The 14,026-nt window shown below is 43.0% G+C and carries 12 protein-coding genes and 2 CRISPR repeat arrays; of the genes, 5 read left to right on the top strand and 7 right to left on the bottom strand.

Annotated features, from left to right (window positions below; translation table 11 throughout):
- Positions 1-64: 64 nt before the first annotated feature.
- A complete protein-coding gene (locus tag BC8716_RS09720) occupies positions 65-3,028 on the top strand; it encodes an ATP-binding response regulator (RefSeq protein WP_094425227.1) in 2,964 nt (987 codons plus the stop codon).
- 165 nt (positions 3,029-3,193) lie between these two features.
- Here the strand turns inward: BC8716_RS09720 and BC8716_RS09715 are convergent, their stop codons facing one another.
- On the bottom strand, positions 3,194-3,691 hold the full coding sequence (locus BC8716_RS09715) for a hypothetical protein (RefSeq protein ID WP_094425224.1): 498 nt from the start codon (positions 3,689-3,691) through the stop codon (positions 3,194-3,196).
- Between the two features lie 461 nt (positions 3,692-4,152).
- On the bottom strand, positions 4,153-5,517 hold the full coding sequence (locus tag BC8716_RS09710) for a PTS transporter subunit EIIC (protein WP_094425222.1): 1,365 nt from the start codon (positions 5,515-5,517) through the stop codon (positions 4,153-4,155).
- A gap of 295 nt (positions 5,518-5,812) precedes the next feature.
- Between BC8716_RS09710 and BC8716_RS09705 the strand changes: the two genes are divergently transcribed.
- Both BC8716_RS09705 and BC8716_RS09700 read left to right on the top strand, forming a co-directional pair.
- On the top strand, positions 5,813-7,012 hold the full coding sequence (locus tag BC8716_RS09705) for an enolase C-terminal domain-like protein (RefSeq protein WP_094425221.1): 1,200 nt from the start codon (positions 5,813-5,815) through the stop codon (positions 7,010-7,012).
- Between the two features lie 81 nt (positions 7,013-7,093).
- On the top strand, positions 7,094-7,801 hold the full coding sequence (locus tag BC8716_RS09700) for a GntR family transcriptional regulator (protein ID WP_094425219.1): 708 nt from the start codon (positions 7,094-7,096) through the stop codon (positions 7,799-7,801).
- 51 nt (positions 7,802-7,852) lie between these two features.
- On the opposite strand, the gene BC8716_RS22480 is transcribed toward BC8716_RS09700, so the two are convergent.
- Positions 7,853-8,002 (bottom strand): hypothetical protein, encoded by a 150-nt coding sequence (locus tag BC8716_RS22480; RefSeq protein ID WP_169715931.1) that lies wholly within the window; start codon positions 8,000-8,002, stop codon positions 7,853-7,855.
- A gap of 174 nt (positions 8,003-8,176) precedes the next feature.
- A CRISPR array of direct repeats spans positions 8,177-9,203; the repeat unit is 32 nt; unit sequence ATTTCAATCCACGCACTCATTAAGAGTGCGAC.
- A 327-nt stretch (positions 9,204-9,530) separates the two neighbouring features.
- Between BC8716_RS22480 and uppS the strand changes: the two genes are divergently transcribed.
- On the top strand, positions 9,531-10,487 hold the full coding sequence (gene uppS / locus BC8716_RS09695) for a polyprenyl diphosphate synthase (protein ID WP_094425217.1): 957 nt from the start codon (positions 9,531-9,533) through the stop codon (positions 10,485-10,487).
- 204 nt (positions 10,488-10,691) lie between these two features.
- Here uppS and BC8716_RS09690 read toward each other — a convergent pair whose 3' ends face one another.
- Positions 10,692-10,955 (bottom strand): alpha-L-rhamnosidase C-terminal domain-containing protein, encoded by a 264-nt coding sequence (locus BC8716_RS09690; protein ID WP_257252215.1) that lies wholly within the window; start codon positions 10,953-10,955, stop codon positions 10,692-10,694.
- A 79-nt stretch (positions 10,956-11,034) separates the two neighbouring features.
- Between BC8716_RS09690 and BC8716_RS09685 the strand changes: the two genes are divergently transcribed.
- The gene (locus tag BC8716_RS09685) at positions 11,035-11,268 is read left to right on the top strand and encodes a hypothetical protein (RefSeq protein WP_094425214.1); all 234 of its coding nucleotides are present in this window, start codon (positions 11,035-11,037) and stop codon (positions 11,266-11,268) included.
- Between the two features lie 430 nt (positions 11,269-11,698).
- Positions 11,699-12,062: a CRISPR direct-repeat array (repeat unit 32 nt; unit sequence ATTTCAATCCACGCACTCACTAAGAGTGCGAC).
- Positions 12,063-12,419: 357 nt separating this feature from the next.
- Here BC8716_RS09685 and BC8716_RS09675 read toward each other — a convergent pair.
- From BC8716_RS09675 to BC8716_RS09665, 3 genes are read right to left on the bottom strand one after another with little or no spacing between them, the layout of a single operon-like run.
- Positions 12,420-13,223, bottom strand: coding sequence for a DUF817 domain-containing protein (locus BC8716_RS09675; protein ID WP_094429217.1), 804 nt, complete (start codon positions 13,221-13,223; stop codon positions 12,420-12,422).
- Positions 13,224-13,267: 44 nt separating this feature from the next.
- Positions 13,268-13,492 carry a helix-turn-helix domain-containing protein gene (locus tag BC8716_RS09670; RefSeq protein ID WP_094425210.1) on the bottom strand — a complete coding sequence of 75 codons (225 nt, stop codon included), beginning with the start codon at positions 13,490-13,492 and terminating at the stop codon, positions 13,268-13,270.
- A gap of 10 nt (positions 13,493-13,502) precedes the next feature.
- Complete coding sequence (locus BC8716_RS09665; protein WP_094425208.1) at positions 13,503-13,979, bottom strand: DUF2975 domain-containing protein; 477 nt, start codon at positions 13,977-13,979, stop codon at positions 13,503-13,505.
- Between the last annotated feature and the right edge of the window lie 47 nt (positions 13,980-14,026).

Here is a 14,026-nt window from a genome sequence, read left to right as displayed (position 1 = left end):
ATGAACAGGCGCACCTACTTTCTTTCAGAAAGTGTAAGTTGCTTGGATTTTGAAGGAGTCGCCTATGTCCACTAAAAAACAGCTTCTTATCGTATGTGTATTTTTGCTTACTCTGCTTATCATTCGTTTAGCGTGGAACGCGGCGACAGGTTTGCCAGATCAACCAACCGCTAAAAACGGCGTTCTCGACTTAAGCGATTATGCTTTTTCCCAACCTGGTTATGTGTCACTGGAAGGAGAATGGCAGTTTACCCCGCAAAACGACAAAGAACAGACGATTAAAACACTTGTAGCACCGTCCACACAGGAATCAGAGGGCACGTACCAACTCGATTTGCATGTGCAGGACACAGAGAGCTTTTATGGCCTCTACATTCATTTGCCACATGGGATTTTTTCCGTGTCAGCAAATGGGCAACGCTTGTATCAAACTTCGGCGGAAAACCGGGATATGTCACCGGTGGTCCTTCCCTCCCTTCAACCGGACGAGAACGGGCTCATCCGCCTGACGCTTCAAATGGAGGAGGTGGCGCTTTATTCTAAGTATCCGACTCCACGTTCGCTTTATTTTGGCCCAAGTAAAAACATCGTTGGAAAAAATGCGATTGAATCGCTTTTGCAAATGGCTGTAGCCGCCATCATGATCATTCATGGCATCTATGCCTGTATATTAAAAGCGCTCAAACCTACAAAGAAAGGGATTCTCTTCTTTGCATCGGCCGCTTTCTTTGCGGCGGCGGCCGTCTTGTTATCAGACAACAAAGTGCTCGGCTACTTTATTGCGTTAAACAGTGAATGGGATAAGCGGTTGACGTACTTTTTGTACGCCGGACTATCGTTCTCGTTTTTGTTGTTCGTCTTGCGCACATTTGCTCCTTCTTACAAACGGACAGCCATTGTCGCTACCACACTGTTTGGCATGTATTTTACTTATCTTTTGTTTGCGCCGCTCGCTTATTTTTATAAAACAAGCTTTTTGTTGTCGATTGCTCTTGGGGTTACATTTACCATGATTGCTGTGATCATGTTGAAAGTGATGCTTGCCCGGGTAAAAGGGGCATTGCTTCTCTACTTAGCGGCGCTGGCTGTTGCCTCCAATGTCCAATGGACCATCCTATACGGGTACGTCGATCGTATTGCCACGCCAACACTAATGTTTTACCCTGTTGATTTAACAGTTGCGTTTCTATGTTTTTCAAGCTTTTGGTTTTTACGCTTCTTCCATGCCGAAGACGAAAATGCAAAACTGTTGACAAAACTACAACGAGAGCATAAACAGAAGGACCAATTTCTTGCTTCCACCTCCCATGAAATGCGGAACCCACTACATGGGATGATGAACATCGCCCAAACTGTCGCAGCAGAAAACAAACAAGTTCTTGACCAAAAAAGCCAACAGAGTTTAGAGTTGCTCGTTTCAATTGGCCGTCGCATGTCTTACTTGCTTAATGATTTAATCGACCTAGCTGTATTTAAAGAGCGAAAGTTGACATTGCAACAAGAAGCCATCCAACTTGAGCCAATCATTCGCCGGACTGTGGATACATTGAACTTCTTAATCGATAATGAAAAAACCCGTTTCGTTGTCGCTATCCCGAACGATTTTCCGCTTGTGTTTGCCGACGCAAATCGTGTAAGCCAAATTTTGTTTAACTTGCTCCACAATGCTGGCAAGTTTACGAACGAAGGCACGATCACGATTGCCGCTTCCTATTCAGGGAAGCTGGCAACGATCCGTGTCACCGACACAGGAAAAGGGATGGACCAAAGCACAAAGGCACGCATTTTTGAACCATATGAACAAGGGGCAAACGCTGACAACGAAGGGTTAGGGCTTGGACTGGCGATTTGTAAAGAGCTCGTTGAAATGCATGGCGGTCAAATCAACGTCGTCTCGTCGCCTGGCCAAGGTTCAAGCTTTTCCTTTACGTTGCCGCTAGCAAAAAGCACAAACCAACAAGCAATCGCCACCGCCCTAACAACTGAACAACCAAACGAAGCTGCCGCTGCCCAAGCGCCACAACAGCCTGAGAGGGAAGCGCCATTTCGGATACTGGCTGTTGACGACGACCCCGTCAACTTAAAAGTGTTGCGCCATGCCCTATCGACAAAGCCATACCAGCTGGTGACAGAAACGTCACCTAAAGCCACACTGCGAAAAGTAACAGAAGAGCGCTGGGATTTAGTGATTGCTGACGTGATGATGCCGGAAATGTCAGGCCTTGAGCTCGTCAAGCACATCCGTCAAACCTATTCCGTTTCCGAGTTGCCGATTTTGCTTGTTACAGCCCGGACACAACCAGAAGACATTTACGCTGGCTTTCACGCAGGGGCAAACGATTATATCGGCAAACCAGTCGATTTGATTGAACTACAAACACGAATTGAGGCCACACTCGCTTTAAAACAAGCGATTGAAGAACAGTTGCGTCTTGAAGCTGCTTGGTTGCAAGCGCAAATTGAACCACACTTTTTATTTAATACGCTAAACACCATTGCCTCCCTTAGCACTGTTGACACAGACAGGATGCTTGATTTAATCGCTGAATTTGGCCGCTATTTGCGCGCCAGCTTTAACGAAAAAAACCTGTCGCCTGTCATCCCGCTAAGTGAAGAACTCGACTTGCTCCGCTCCTATCTGTACATCGAACAAGAACGATTTGGCGAGCGTCTGCAAGTTAAATGGTCGATCGAAGAGCATGTTGATTGCCTGGTGCCGCCTCTTTCGATCCAGCCTCTTGCCGAAAACGCCATCCTTCATGGCATTTTAAAGCAAGAAGCAGGCGGAACATTAGAAGTGCATGTGTACAAAAAAGACGGAAAAGTGCACATCGCCATTAAAGACGACGGAGTCGGCATCGACCAAGACACACTGAATACACTCTTCACACAAACCAAAACAACGAAAAAAAGCATTGGCCTCGCCAATACGAACTTACGGCTCCAAAAGCAACTAGGAAACGGCCTTTCCGTCTCTAGCGAGATCGGCAAAGGCACGACCGTTTCCTTTACAGCGCCCCTTCGGTAACAAAAAATGGCCATAGCATAAGAATTGTTCTTACGCTATGGCCCCTTCTGCTTTCCCGGAACTTCGCTTGTGCAACAACGTGGCAACAAGCTAACAAGCCTTTGTTTCGATTTCCTAGCCGGTTTGCTTCATTTCCACAACTTACAATATATTATGCAGCATACATCACTGTACTTCTAATACAAATACGTAGCTAGCATGCCCTTCGTGCCACTCGCCATATAACTCAACAATAACTGAACCCGTCCCCTTATAATCAGTTAACAGCATGTCACCGTCGACGGAACGTCGTTTTCCGCCTTCCCAAATGTGAAAATCCATCGGCTTTGGCGGATTGACTGAACCAAAATCAATTTCGAGCTCGTCTTCCCCAGCAACAGCAATCGAATCCATATGCTTCGCCTGCTCATGAGGAGGCGCAATGTCAACTTCTTCCCTCGTCTTGGTGCCATCGCTACTTTCTATTTCCCAAGAATAAGCGCCAAGTGCTGGTTGAAATTGTTCGTTGCCGATTGTAATCGTCGGAATAGGAGGCTCGTTTACACCGGCTTCAAGTTTCGGTTTTTCTTCTATTTCTTGTCCTCCCGCTGCAAACATCCCGCACCCAGCTAAAGCAGCGCTCAGCCATACAAAGAGAAAAGCCACTCCCATCTTTTTCGCCATCCCTCTATCGCTCCCTTGAATGGTTTTTTTTGCGTTTAACATTCGTTGCTACATGCCATGCTCTAGTCATTTCGCTTATATTCTTTTTCTAGGGGCCAACTTCCTTCTTTTGCTTTAATGTCCTAAAGGAAGAGGTGTTCTTGTAGCAACATTTTGGGCCAGGAGGCTAAGTGGTTGTATAGGGGAGCGAGTAAGAACTTTGAGTGAAAAACGTACAGCCTAACCTGCTAAGATGGAAAAGCCGAAAAAGATGAAAGAACGGCGAGCTGCCATTGGCGGCGCCATTCCCCAAGGCGAACGCCACCAGTTGGCATACTGCTCATATGTGGGCAAGGCGCTTTTAGGAAATCTGAGCGAAGCCGTGCCTTAAGTAACTTGAATCGCTTCTTGTGTTCCCATTTTGGTGGTAAACGAAGCTCGCTTCGTTCCTCTAGCCCCGCAATGTTGCCCATTTTTTCACATTAATGGCTGTTTACTTCTTTGCTTTTAAGGGTGAAGTACGTCACCGCGAACCCTATTCCAACCGATAAGACAATGCCAAGAATTGCGAACCAGAAGTACGGCCCGACATAAGCGACAAGGCTGACAATACTCGAAAGAATGTACCCGTAAATGCGGACGCCAAGAAGCGCAAAGAACGTCGCACCAGCCATGCTGGCAATTGTACAAGCAATAAACGCTTTTTTGTATTTAATTAACACCCCAAACAGTGCAGGTTCCGTGATACCGAGCAAAGCAGATACGCCAGCCGACAAGACAACCGATTTTTCTTTTTTGCTTTTTGATTTGAAAAAGACCGCAAACGTTGCCCCTGCAATCGCCATGTTTGTCATAAAGAACATCGGCATCATCATATCAAACCCGTTGTCGGCAAAATTTTGCAAAGCAATGGGCGTCATTGCATGGTGCATGCCAAACACAATCGCAATCGGCCGAATGCCGCCAACCACTACGCCTGCTAAAATAGGTGATAGATTAAACAACATTTCAATAAACGAAGCAAGCAAACTGCCAACATATGCACCTAAGGGACCTGTGGCAATGAGCGCAAATGGAATCGCAATAAACAGCGTTAACGTCGGTGTAAATACCGTGCGCAGCACGTTTGGCATATATTTATCGACGTATTTGTTAATATAGCTTAACGCCCAAACAGACAGGATAATCGGAATCACCGTTGCACTATAATTTATGACAGGAACAGGCAGTCCCATAAAACTAAATTGGGTCACTTCCCCTAGTTTCGCTGCATCCAATAGCGATGGATACATAAATCCACCTGCGACCGCCAAGGCTAAATACGGATTCGTTTTAAATATTTTTGCTGCCGAAGCTGCCAAGAAGAAAGGCAAGAAATAAAACACGGAGCTCGCCACGAGATCAAGAATAATGACGGCATCACTCTCATCCGATAGCACATCCAATGCAATCAGCCCCGCCAAAATTCCTTTGATCATCCCCGCTCCTGCAATCGCAGGCACGATCGGGCCAAACACGCCAGAAACAACGTCTAAAACCGCCCCGAAAAAGCCCTTTTTCTTCGCAGGCTCTGAACCAGTTTTATCGCTTTGGCCTGCATCAAGCCCTAGCTCTTCTGTCAAGGCTGCATGGACTTTTTGCACATGCGTGCCAATGACAATTTGGTATTGGTCATTGGTCAGCTGATCTCCTAATATGCCCTGTAATTCTTTTATTTGATCACGTTCTATTTTTGAGAAATCATGCAAATCAAACCGAAGTCTGGTCATACAATGCCATACTTGTTTAATGTTGTTTTTACCGCCTACGTATTCAATGATAAGAGGGATAAGTTCGTTGTCTTTCATAGAAGCAGCCTTCCTTCACTTTCGAATTTGATGATCATCGACAGGCATATCGTAGCATAAGAGCCCCCACCTGAAAACGTTTCAAAAAATACCAATAGAAACAGAAAACCCTTATTTATCAGTACTTACACAAGCATTTATCCAAAATTGGTACGGGAAATACTCGTTTTCCCCAATGCATTTCTAACCAAATTGACCCCTTGATTTCCATATGCTTTAATCAACAGGAAAACAGGTAGAAACGATGGCCTCATGCCGTTCTATAAAAAGGAATCAATGAGAAGGAGTGCATCCCGTGGAACCAAACATCATTACATCAATCGAAGCATTTGTGACCAATCCCCATCGCCATAATTTTGTCGTAGTGAAAGTCGAGACAAGCCTAGGCCTTACTGGCTATGGATGCGCCACGTTCCAACAGCGCCCGCTTCCCGTCAAAATGGTCGTAGACCAATACTTAACCCCGCTTTTGCTCGGACGTGATGCCCACGATATTGAAGATATATGGCAAATGATGATGGTGAACGCTTACTGGCGCAATGGACCAATTATGAACAACGCCATTGCCGGCATCGACATGGCGTTGTGGGATATGAAGGCAAAGCTTGCAAACATGCCGCTTTACCAATTATTTGGCGGGAAATCGAAAAGTGCCATTGCTGCATATGCCCATGCAGACGGGCTTACTTTAGAAGAATTGTTCGAAAACGTGGACGGACTAATCAAGCGTGGATTTAAACATATTCGTTGCCAACTTGGCAAATATGGCGGCAAAAACCAGGACATGCACTTACCAGAAAGACAACTAGAAGGGGAATATTACGATCCTGATATTTACATGAGAGATGTCGTGCGGATGTTTAAAGCACTCCGTGAAAAATACGGCTATAGCATCCATTTTCTTCACGATGTCCATGAGCGGCTTTCGCCGATCCAAGCGATCCAGCTTGCCAAAGAGTTGGAACCATATAAGCCATACTTTTTAGAGGACGTTTTGCCTCCTGACCAAAATGAATGGCTGGCCCAACTACGCGCCCAGTGTACAACGCCAATCGCCACAGGCGAATTGTTTAATAACCCAATGGAGTGGAAGCACTTAATTGCCAATCGGCAAATCGATTACATTCGATGCCACGTTTCACAAATAGGCGGGATTACACCAGCATTAAAGCTCGGTGCGTTATGCAGCCAGTTTGGTGTCAAAATTGCCTGGCATGGCCCGTCGGATATGACGCCCATCGGCGTAGCGGTCAACACACACTTGAACATTCACCTTCACCAGGCTGCCATTCAAGAAATTCAAGAACCAGAAGCCATCATTGAGGAAATGTTTCCCGGTTCCGTCCAAGTCAAGCAAGGCTACATTTACCCGATTGATGAAGTTGGCATTGGTGTATCATTTGACGAAACGTTGGCGCAAAACTACCCAGTTGTGTACCGAAAACATGAGTGGACACAAGCCCGCCTGCCAAACGGCGCGATTCACACGCCATAACAATTAAAAGCCTTGCTTGCAGTGTGCAAACAAGGCTTTTATACTAAATGAAACGATTCAGCCTTAGATGAGGGGAGAAACATGAAGAAAAGACAATTTGTCGCCGATGACCTGCTAAGCAAAATTTATCAAAACAAATATGCCCCTGGCGAAAAATTGCCAACGGAGAGAGCCCTCGCCACACACTATCAAGTCTCTCGTTACACAATCCGAAAAGCAATCAAAAAACTAATAAACATCGGCAGTGTACAAGTTGTGCAAGGCTCTGGCATTTTTGTCACTAAAACAATTAGGGAAAGCCCCCTTATTTATAATTCGTTAACCGAAAAGAAATTCAAAGACATTCAATCAACCATCATTGCCATGCAAAAGAAAAACATGACACCGGAAATAGAAAAAATCTTTGACAGAAAAAACGACTTTGTCTGGGAGTTTACACGCGTACGGATCGTCGATTACCAAAAAGTCCAAATTGAAACAACGCAGCTTCCTTACTCCTACTTCCCTAATTTAACAGAAGAGATTGCCGCCGGTTCCGTCCATGAATATGTCCAACAATGCGGCTATGACATCTCCCACTTTATTACCACTTACAGTGCCGTCAACGTGACAAGAGAACAAGCCAATTTGTTAAATTGCAAAAAAGGCATCGCAGCCATGAAAATTGTCAATCGCGGCATTCTTAACGACGGGCGCGTCTTTGAATACAGCGAGCTCATTAACTTAGACTACGCAGTTTCATACTTCACCCCGTTTAACCGCTTTAAACACCAGTTCAGAAAAAAATAACGAACGAAACCAAACACCAACTAGTTAGCAAAAGCTGTTCGAGGAGCAGGCTTATTCGTCCATTCCTGCCCCTGGAACAGCTTTTTTCATGTTGTCTTTGGTCCAATAATCAATCGAGTCTCTTTCATTCTTTTTTAATTGAGTTCCCCCTGGCACATATTCCTTGTCCGCATTCAATAAGATGACTGCACTTACAGCCATACCAATTACTAGAAACCCACTTATACCTAAAACTACTGTTTTTCGTTTTATGGCAGATCCGCCTCCCAAATGCCTTACGTCGATAACCTACTGGTTATTAGGTTGCATACGAACGAGCACGCACTTACGAAGAGTGTGACGTGACGGCATGATGTCAGACGCCGTAATCAAGCAATTTCAATCCACGCACTCATTAAGAGTGCGACACTAACAGCCTTTTCAGATGCGGCCACGCTATTACATTTCAATCCACGCACTCATTAAGAGTGCGACTTTATCTTTTTAGCTGCTTAATTTATCAATTATTTATTTCAATCCACGCACTCATTAAGAGTGCGACTGATTGAACCGCCGTTAGACAGCCTAGCAGACAAAGAATTTCAATCCACGCACTCATTAAGAGTGCGACTTAGTCCTTAGTTATCTTAACAACGTCCTCGATAGATTTCAATCCACGCACTCATTAAGAGTGCGACCATCCCCTTTTTCTTTTTCAGTGTTTTCCTCTCTTATTTCAATCCACGCACTCATTAAGAGTGCGACGATGACGCTTCGAAAATCTGTTGAAGATATGCTATTTCAATCCACGCACTCATTAAGAGTGCGACCAAGGTACGTAGTCAGGACGCTGAGATACCGTTATTTCAATCCACGCACTCATTAAGAGTGCGACTTGGCGTTACGCTTCGATGGCTTGGCAGGCGTATTTCAATCCACGCACTCATTAAGAGTGCGACTTAGGTCTTTTAAGGACTTCTCGCCCTTTGTAGCAATTTCAATCCACGCACTCATTAAGAGTGCGACCAAGCAACTTGGGATTAATAACGACATGACACAAATTTCAATCCACGCACTCATTAAGAGTGCGACCGCTCTAAAACGTTACTATCACGACATATTTGGCATTTCAATCCACGCACTCATTAAGAGTGCGACATGATAAGTAGATTAATAAAAAAATAATAGGAGAATTTCAATCCACGCACTCATTAAGAGTGCGACTCAACACATCGAAAGGAAGGGAAATTTCAGCTACATTTCAATCCACGCACTCATTAAGAGTGCGACTCAGCTTTGCGTCATCCTGCGTATAGGTAATCCCGATTTCAATCCACGCACTCATTAAGAGTGCGACATTTCGAAGCGATTACTAGAGGGGGCAAAGGAATATTTCAATCCACGCACTCATTAAGAGTGCGACAGCGAAATTCCCCTATTTATTGACAGGAAAACAATCAATTATAGGAAAAAGCCGCTCTTTTCTTTTATTCTATCATGGCATACGTATAGCATTTTACCATCATTACACATATTATTTCATATTTAAGCTCTTTTTTGGTGCGGGTGATCTAGGGATTTTATGTGCGCTTGGGGTTCGCACCAAGTGTTTTTTGATCTTCTTCAATCATACAGAACTTTTCGCTTGCTCACAAAGAAACGATTGAGGGGAGTCGGTTGCCTACTAACATCCCTTCTCCCCTATGAGTTGTGTATCTGTTTCGCCATTCTTGTTTGATATGTGTATGAAATGGGCCTGATCCTTGCTGTTAAGACGCTGTCTAGGCGAGTGCCTGAAAACCGTTTCTACTTCTTCCAGGGCCATTCTTGCCGAGCTTATGTAAAGCGCTTTTATGTCTTCTTAGTTGCTACGATTGAGAAGCAAATATGTTTCCTGAACCGTTCCGTTTATCGTTTGACAAGTGGAAAAATAAAACTTTATGATGAGCGTATAGTTAATGTTCCTAGGGAGAGGATTATTATTAATTTTATCAATCATATAGCAATTATTCCAGACGGAAACAGACGTTGGGCTAAAAAGAAAGGGTTACTTTCTGAAGGCTCACTATATGATAAAGGTGCTGCAAATTTTCAATATATAACGGAAGCATTGTTTAGTAAAGGTGTTAACTATGTTACTTTTTGGGTCAGTTCTGTAGATAATCTTAAAAATAGAGAAAAAAGTTTAGTGAAAGCCATGCATAAATTATACGCTAAAAAATTTACTGAGCTACTGAACGATTCGAAAATAATGGAAAATAAAATTAAAGTCCAGGTTTGTGGAAGTTGGAGAACGTTTTTAGAAAAAGACACCATTGATATGATTGAACAACTGTTGGTGAAGACCGCTAATAACGACAAGGGCATATTAACATTATTAGTTGCTTATGACGGTAAAATAGAACGTGGGCAAGCTGTCATTTCATTATTAGATGACCATGTGCTAGAAAAAAATATCAATAAGGATCCTCTTACATTTAATTCTTTACTAAAAAAACATTCTTGGACTGGCTATTTACCAAGTGTTGATTTCATTATTCGAACGGGTTCGTGGAATGATCCGCATAATTCAGCCGATTTTTTATCCTTTCTAACAGGAGACTCCCAACTTTATTTTCCTGAAGTTTATTGGCCAGACTTTGATAGCAACTGGTTGGAAAAATCTTTGCAGGAATATACATCCCGGGAGCGAAGAAAAGGCTCTTAAAAAAACACAGCCCTAATTTTAAAAATCCTTGTTTCTTAACAACACTAAAAGACCAGATGTCGACTTCTGGTCTTTTTGCTATTACACCTTTCTCACGAAACATCTTCTTTTTCTTATTTCCTTATCAACCTTCTTCAATCGTACAAAATGTTTGAGGGGAGTCGGTTCCCTTCTAACTCCCTTCTCCCCTAAAGGTTGTATCGTCTATTGTTTTGCCATTCTTGCTTGATATGTGTATGAAAACGGGCCTGATCCTTGCTTGGTTAAGACGCTGTCTGGGCGCATATGCCTAAAAACCGTTTCTGCCTCTTCCGGCGCAACATTTGCTGGATCTAGTTGTAACGCTTTCAATTCTTCCCGGTTTGCTACAGCTGGGAGGCAAATATAGGCGCTTGTATTTTCTGGAACGGTTCCTTTTATCGTGAACCTTTCCCCTTGCAAATGCCATTCCGATGCATACGTTTGAATTAATCATCTAATATAAGACTTACATAAATATTGAGAAATTTATCCCCCTCTTATAAATTATAGAAAAGGGGTGATTGCATTGAAGGCAAAATTTATCTTTGAAAATGGAGTCTATGTCGAGGAAAGTCCTAGAGACGGGACGCCCGTCCATGTGCTCGCATACTTATATAATTTGATCTATCAAATAGAGACCAATGCAATGGTGTATATAGAGGATAAGAATGATCAAGATACATTTGCAGAAGAGAATCTACACAATGTAAAATCAATCATTTTTGAGTTTGAAGAACAAGATCGGTTCACAAAGGATTAAACTGTGATAAATAGCGAATTTGTGAGCGCTTGTCTATAATATTTATTCGAAGTATAGGTCAAAAAAAGAGTGACTGGCACGACCAGTCACTCTTTTTGCTTCCGCTTCCTGTCCTCTCTGCGCTGACTTGCGTCTGTCTGCGTAAGAGCGATCCATCAGACCATAAATGTTTGTATATCCGTTGTTTTCTTTGTGCTCGACAGAGATTAGCTGTCCTTTTTGGAGACTGGCATATAATTCTTCGAGTTTGTCTTTATTTTTGATAAATAAGCTTTTTTTGCTTTGAAGAAACCCGTTTCTTCTTTTCCTTGTCGTAGGCGGCAATGCGGAAAACCGCTAGTTTGTTGCCGCCTTTGATTGCGCTGGTTAATTCACACACTCACAAGGAGTGCGACGCTACGACGTTTGCAGAGTTCCATGACTACGTTGAATTTCAATCCACGCACTCACTAAGAGTGCGACTTTTTACCGGATATGGCATGATTAAAAAGTCAGGATTTCAATCCACGCACTCACTAAGAGTGCGACGCAATAGTGTTTATCTATTTCCTTAAATCCTTGTATATTTCAATCCACGCACTCACTAAGAGTGCGACCTTAAAACAGTAGGGGTTGGGGACATCCTGAGCGATTTCAATCCACGCACTCACTAAGAGTGCGACCGCAGCCTGTGTCGGAACGACCGAAATGTATGGATATTTCAATCCACGCACTCACTAAGAGTGCGACATCATAAGGGGATTAAGACGATTTATTACGCGAATTTCAATCCACGCACTCACTAAGAGTGCGACAGCGAAATTCCCCTATTTATTGGAATCTAAACAATCAATAATAGGAAAAAGTTGCTCTTTTTTCTATCATACCATGGGACATATACAACATTTAACCATTTTCGCACATATTTTTCCATAGTTAGGCTCTTTTTTGGTGCGGGTGGTCTAGTAATTTTATGTGCGCTTGGGGTTCGCACTAAAAATGCTGCTTCTTTGCTCCTCTTTTTCTTGGAAGATTAAGAAGATCAAACTGTGGATGTTGTTCCCTTCTATTCTTATATCGCCCCTTTCGATCTATTGTCCTTCATTCATTTTATGTTTCTTTCCATTAATACTAACAGTAAGAATGGTTGTTTCTTCATTATAAAAAAGCACTCACTGCTTTTTTATAAAAGACTGACTAGCATCTACACCAGTGGATCTCTTCCCTTTCACTTGTTTTAATGTCGCTACAATCAGGAAACTAACAATCACTAATAAAAGCCATGAACTCACTTTTCCTAAGTGAACGAGACTCCATGCTTCGGTTTGGTTCGGATATTCCCAAGCGCCGAAGAATGTTGCAATATTTTCGGCTATCCATATAAAAAATCCGATGAGCACAAAAGAGAGTGCAAGTGGCATCCGGTAACGAGTTCCATTCACCTCATATGTAACCCATGATGGCCAAAAGACGATGATAACAAGCCCTGCTAACCAAAAACGGATATCAATCCAAAAGTGATGGGTAAAAAAATTTAAGTAAATCGCAGCTGCAAGAGGGACAACTAGTAACAGCGGCGGCCACTTCACCAATTCTATCTTTAATCGCCTCCACGCTTGGCAAAGATAACTTGCTACGCTTGCATACATAAATCCGCTATACAAAGGGACGCCAAATACCTTGGAATACCCTTCCTCTGGGTAGGACCAGGAGCCCATGTGTACTTTAAAAAGTTCAAGAGCCAGCCCAATAAGGTGAAACAATGTAATGACTTTCAATTCGTCCCATGTTTCAAGCCCAGAACGCACCATCCACCACTGCATAAAAAGACAAATAATGAGTAGCCAATCATACCTTGGCAAAAAGGGAAGTGGTACGAGTTGTGTAATCGCCAAAGAAGCAAATATAACGACAGGAAACAAGCAAGAAAGGGCTTGCTCCCAGCCAAAACGAACGAGTTGTTTTAATGGCCTCATCATTAAAGCCCTCCATTCTGAATAAGTTTTTTTGCCTTCCACTTTCATTCATCATGGAGGTTTGCGTCGCTTCGGTATTCTAAAAGATCTCCAGGTTGACAATCTAAGGCTTTGCAAATCGCATCTAACGTGGAGAGTCGAATCGCTTTGGCCTTTCCATTCTTCAATATAGAGAGATTCGCCATCGTTATCCCAACTCGTTCGGAAAGTTCGGTAACGCTCATTTTCCTTTTTGCTAGCATTACGTCAACATTGATTATAATTGCCATGGTTTTCACCTCAAACCGTTAAATCATTTTCAGATTTAATATCAATCGCTTCTTGGAAAAGTCTTTGAAGAACAGCAGCGAATACTGCGATTACCGTTGAAGCAAAGAGAGGGACCACTCCCATAAATAGGAGACCTGGAGCATCATCTCGATCTGCGAGCAAGTAAAAGAACGGCATAATAGCTACATACAAACCACTGATGATGACTGCACAATATTTAATATTTTTCAACGCTCTCGTAGACAGTTCAGAGAACGATTGATTCTTGTCAATGTAACTCAAAAGTTTAAAAGCCTGAGACAATGCAACAAAAAACGGTATCACCGTTAAAAATACACCGATAAAAATAGGATATAGGATATGGTCATAATGTGGATCTACCGGATGACTAGGTAACCATACGAGCCCAAAGATACACAAAGCAAGAACAGGACTTCCCATAAGCATCACTGCTAACTTTAAAAAAAGCGTAGAACCTCGTTTCATGAAAAACACCTCTATTCATTGATTATCCATCTGATTTTACCATAAAT

Source organism: Shouchella clausii (assembly GCF_002250115.1).
In the GTDB taxonomy this organism is placed as follows: domain Bacteria; phylum Bacillota; class Bacilli; order Bacillales; family Bacillaceae_D; genus Shouchella; species Shouchella clausii.
This window is presented reverse-complemented; position numbering and strand designations above follow the sequence as displayed.

What these genes read in the sequence shown, in the direction of transcription:
- BC8716_RS22480 (WP_169715931.1), bottom strand. Translation starts at nt 8,002, where the DNA reads ATGGCTGTAAGTGCAGTCATCTTATTGAATGCGGACAAGGAATATGTG.
- BC8716_RS09670 (WP_094425210.1), bottom strand. Translation starts at nt 13,492, where the DNA reads ATGGCAATTATAATCAATGTTGACGTAATGCTAGCAAAAAGGAAAATG.
- uppS (WP_094425217.1), top strand. Translation starts at nt 9,531, where the DNA reads ATGGGCCTGATCCTTGCTGTTAAGACGCTGTCTAGGCGAGTGCCTGAA.
- BC8716_RS09715 (WP_094425224.1), bottom strand. Translation starts at nt 3,691, where the DNA reads ATGGCGAAAAAGATGGGAGTGGCTTTTCTCTTTGTATGGCTGAGCGCT.
- BC8716_RS09710 (WP_094425222.1), bottom strand. Translation starts at nt 5,517, where the DNA reads ATGAAAGACAACGAACTTATCCCTCTTATCATTGAATACGTAGGCGGT.
- BC8716_RS09720 (WP_094425227.1), top strand. Translation starts at nt 65, where the DNA reads ATGTCCACTAAAAAACAGCTTCTTATCGTATGTGTATTTTTGCTTACT.
- BC8716_RS09675 (WP_094429217.1), bottom strand. Translation starts at nt 13,223, where the DNA reads ATGAGGCCATTAAAACAACTCGTTCGTTTTGGCTGGGAGCAAGCCCTT.
- BC8716_RS09700 (WP_094425219.1), top strand. Translation starts at nt 7,094, where the DNA reads ATGAAGAAAAGACAATTTGTCGCCGATGACCTGCTAAGCAAAATTTAT.
- BC8716_RS09665 (WP_094425208.1), bottom strand. Translation starts at nt 13,979, where the DNA reads ATGAAACGAGGTTCTACGCTTTTTTTAAAGTTAGCAGTGATGCTTATG.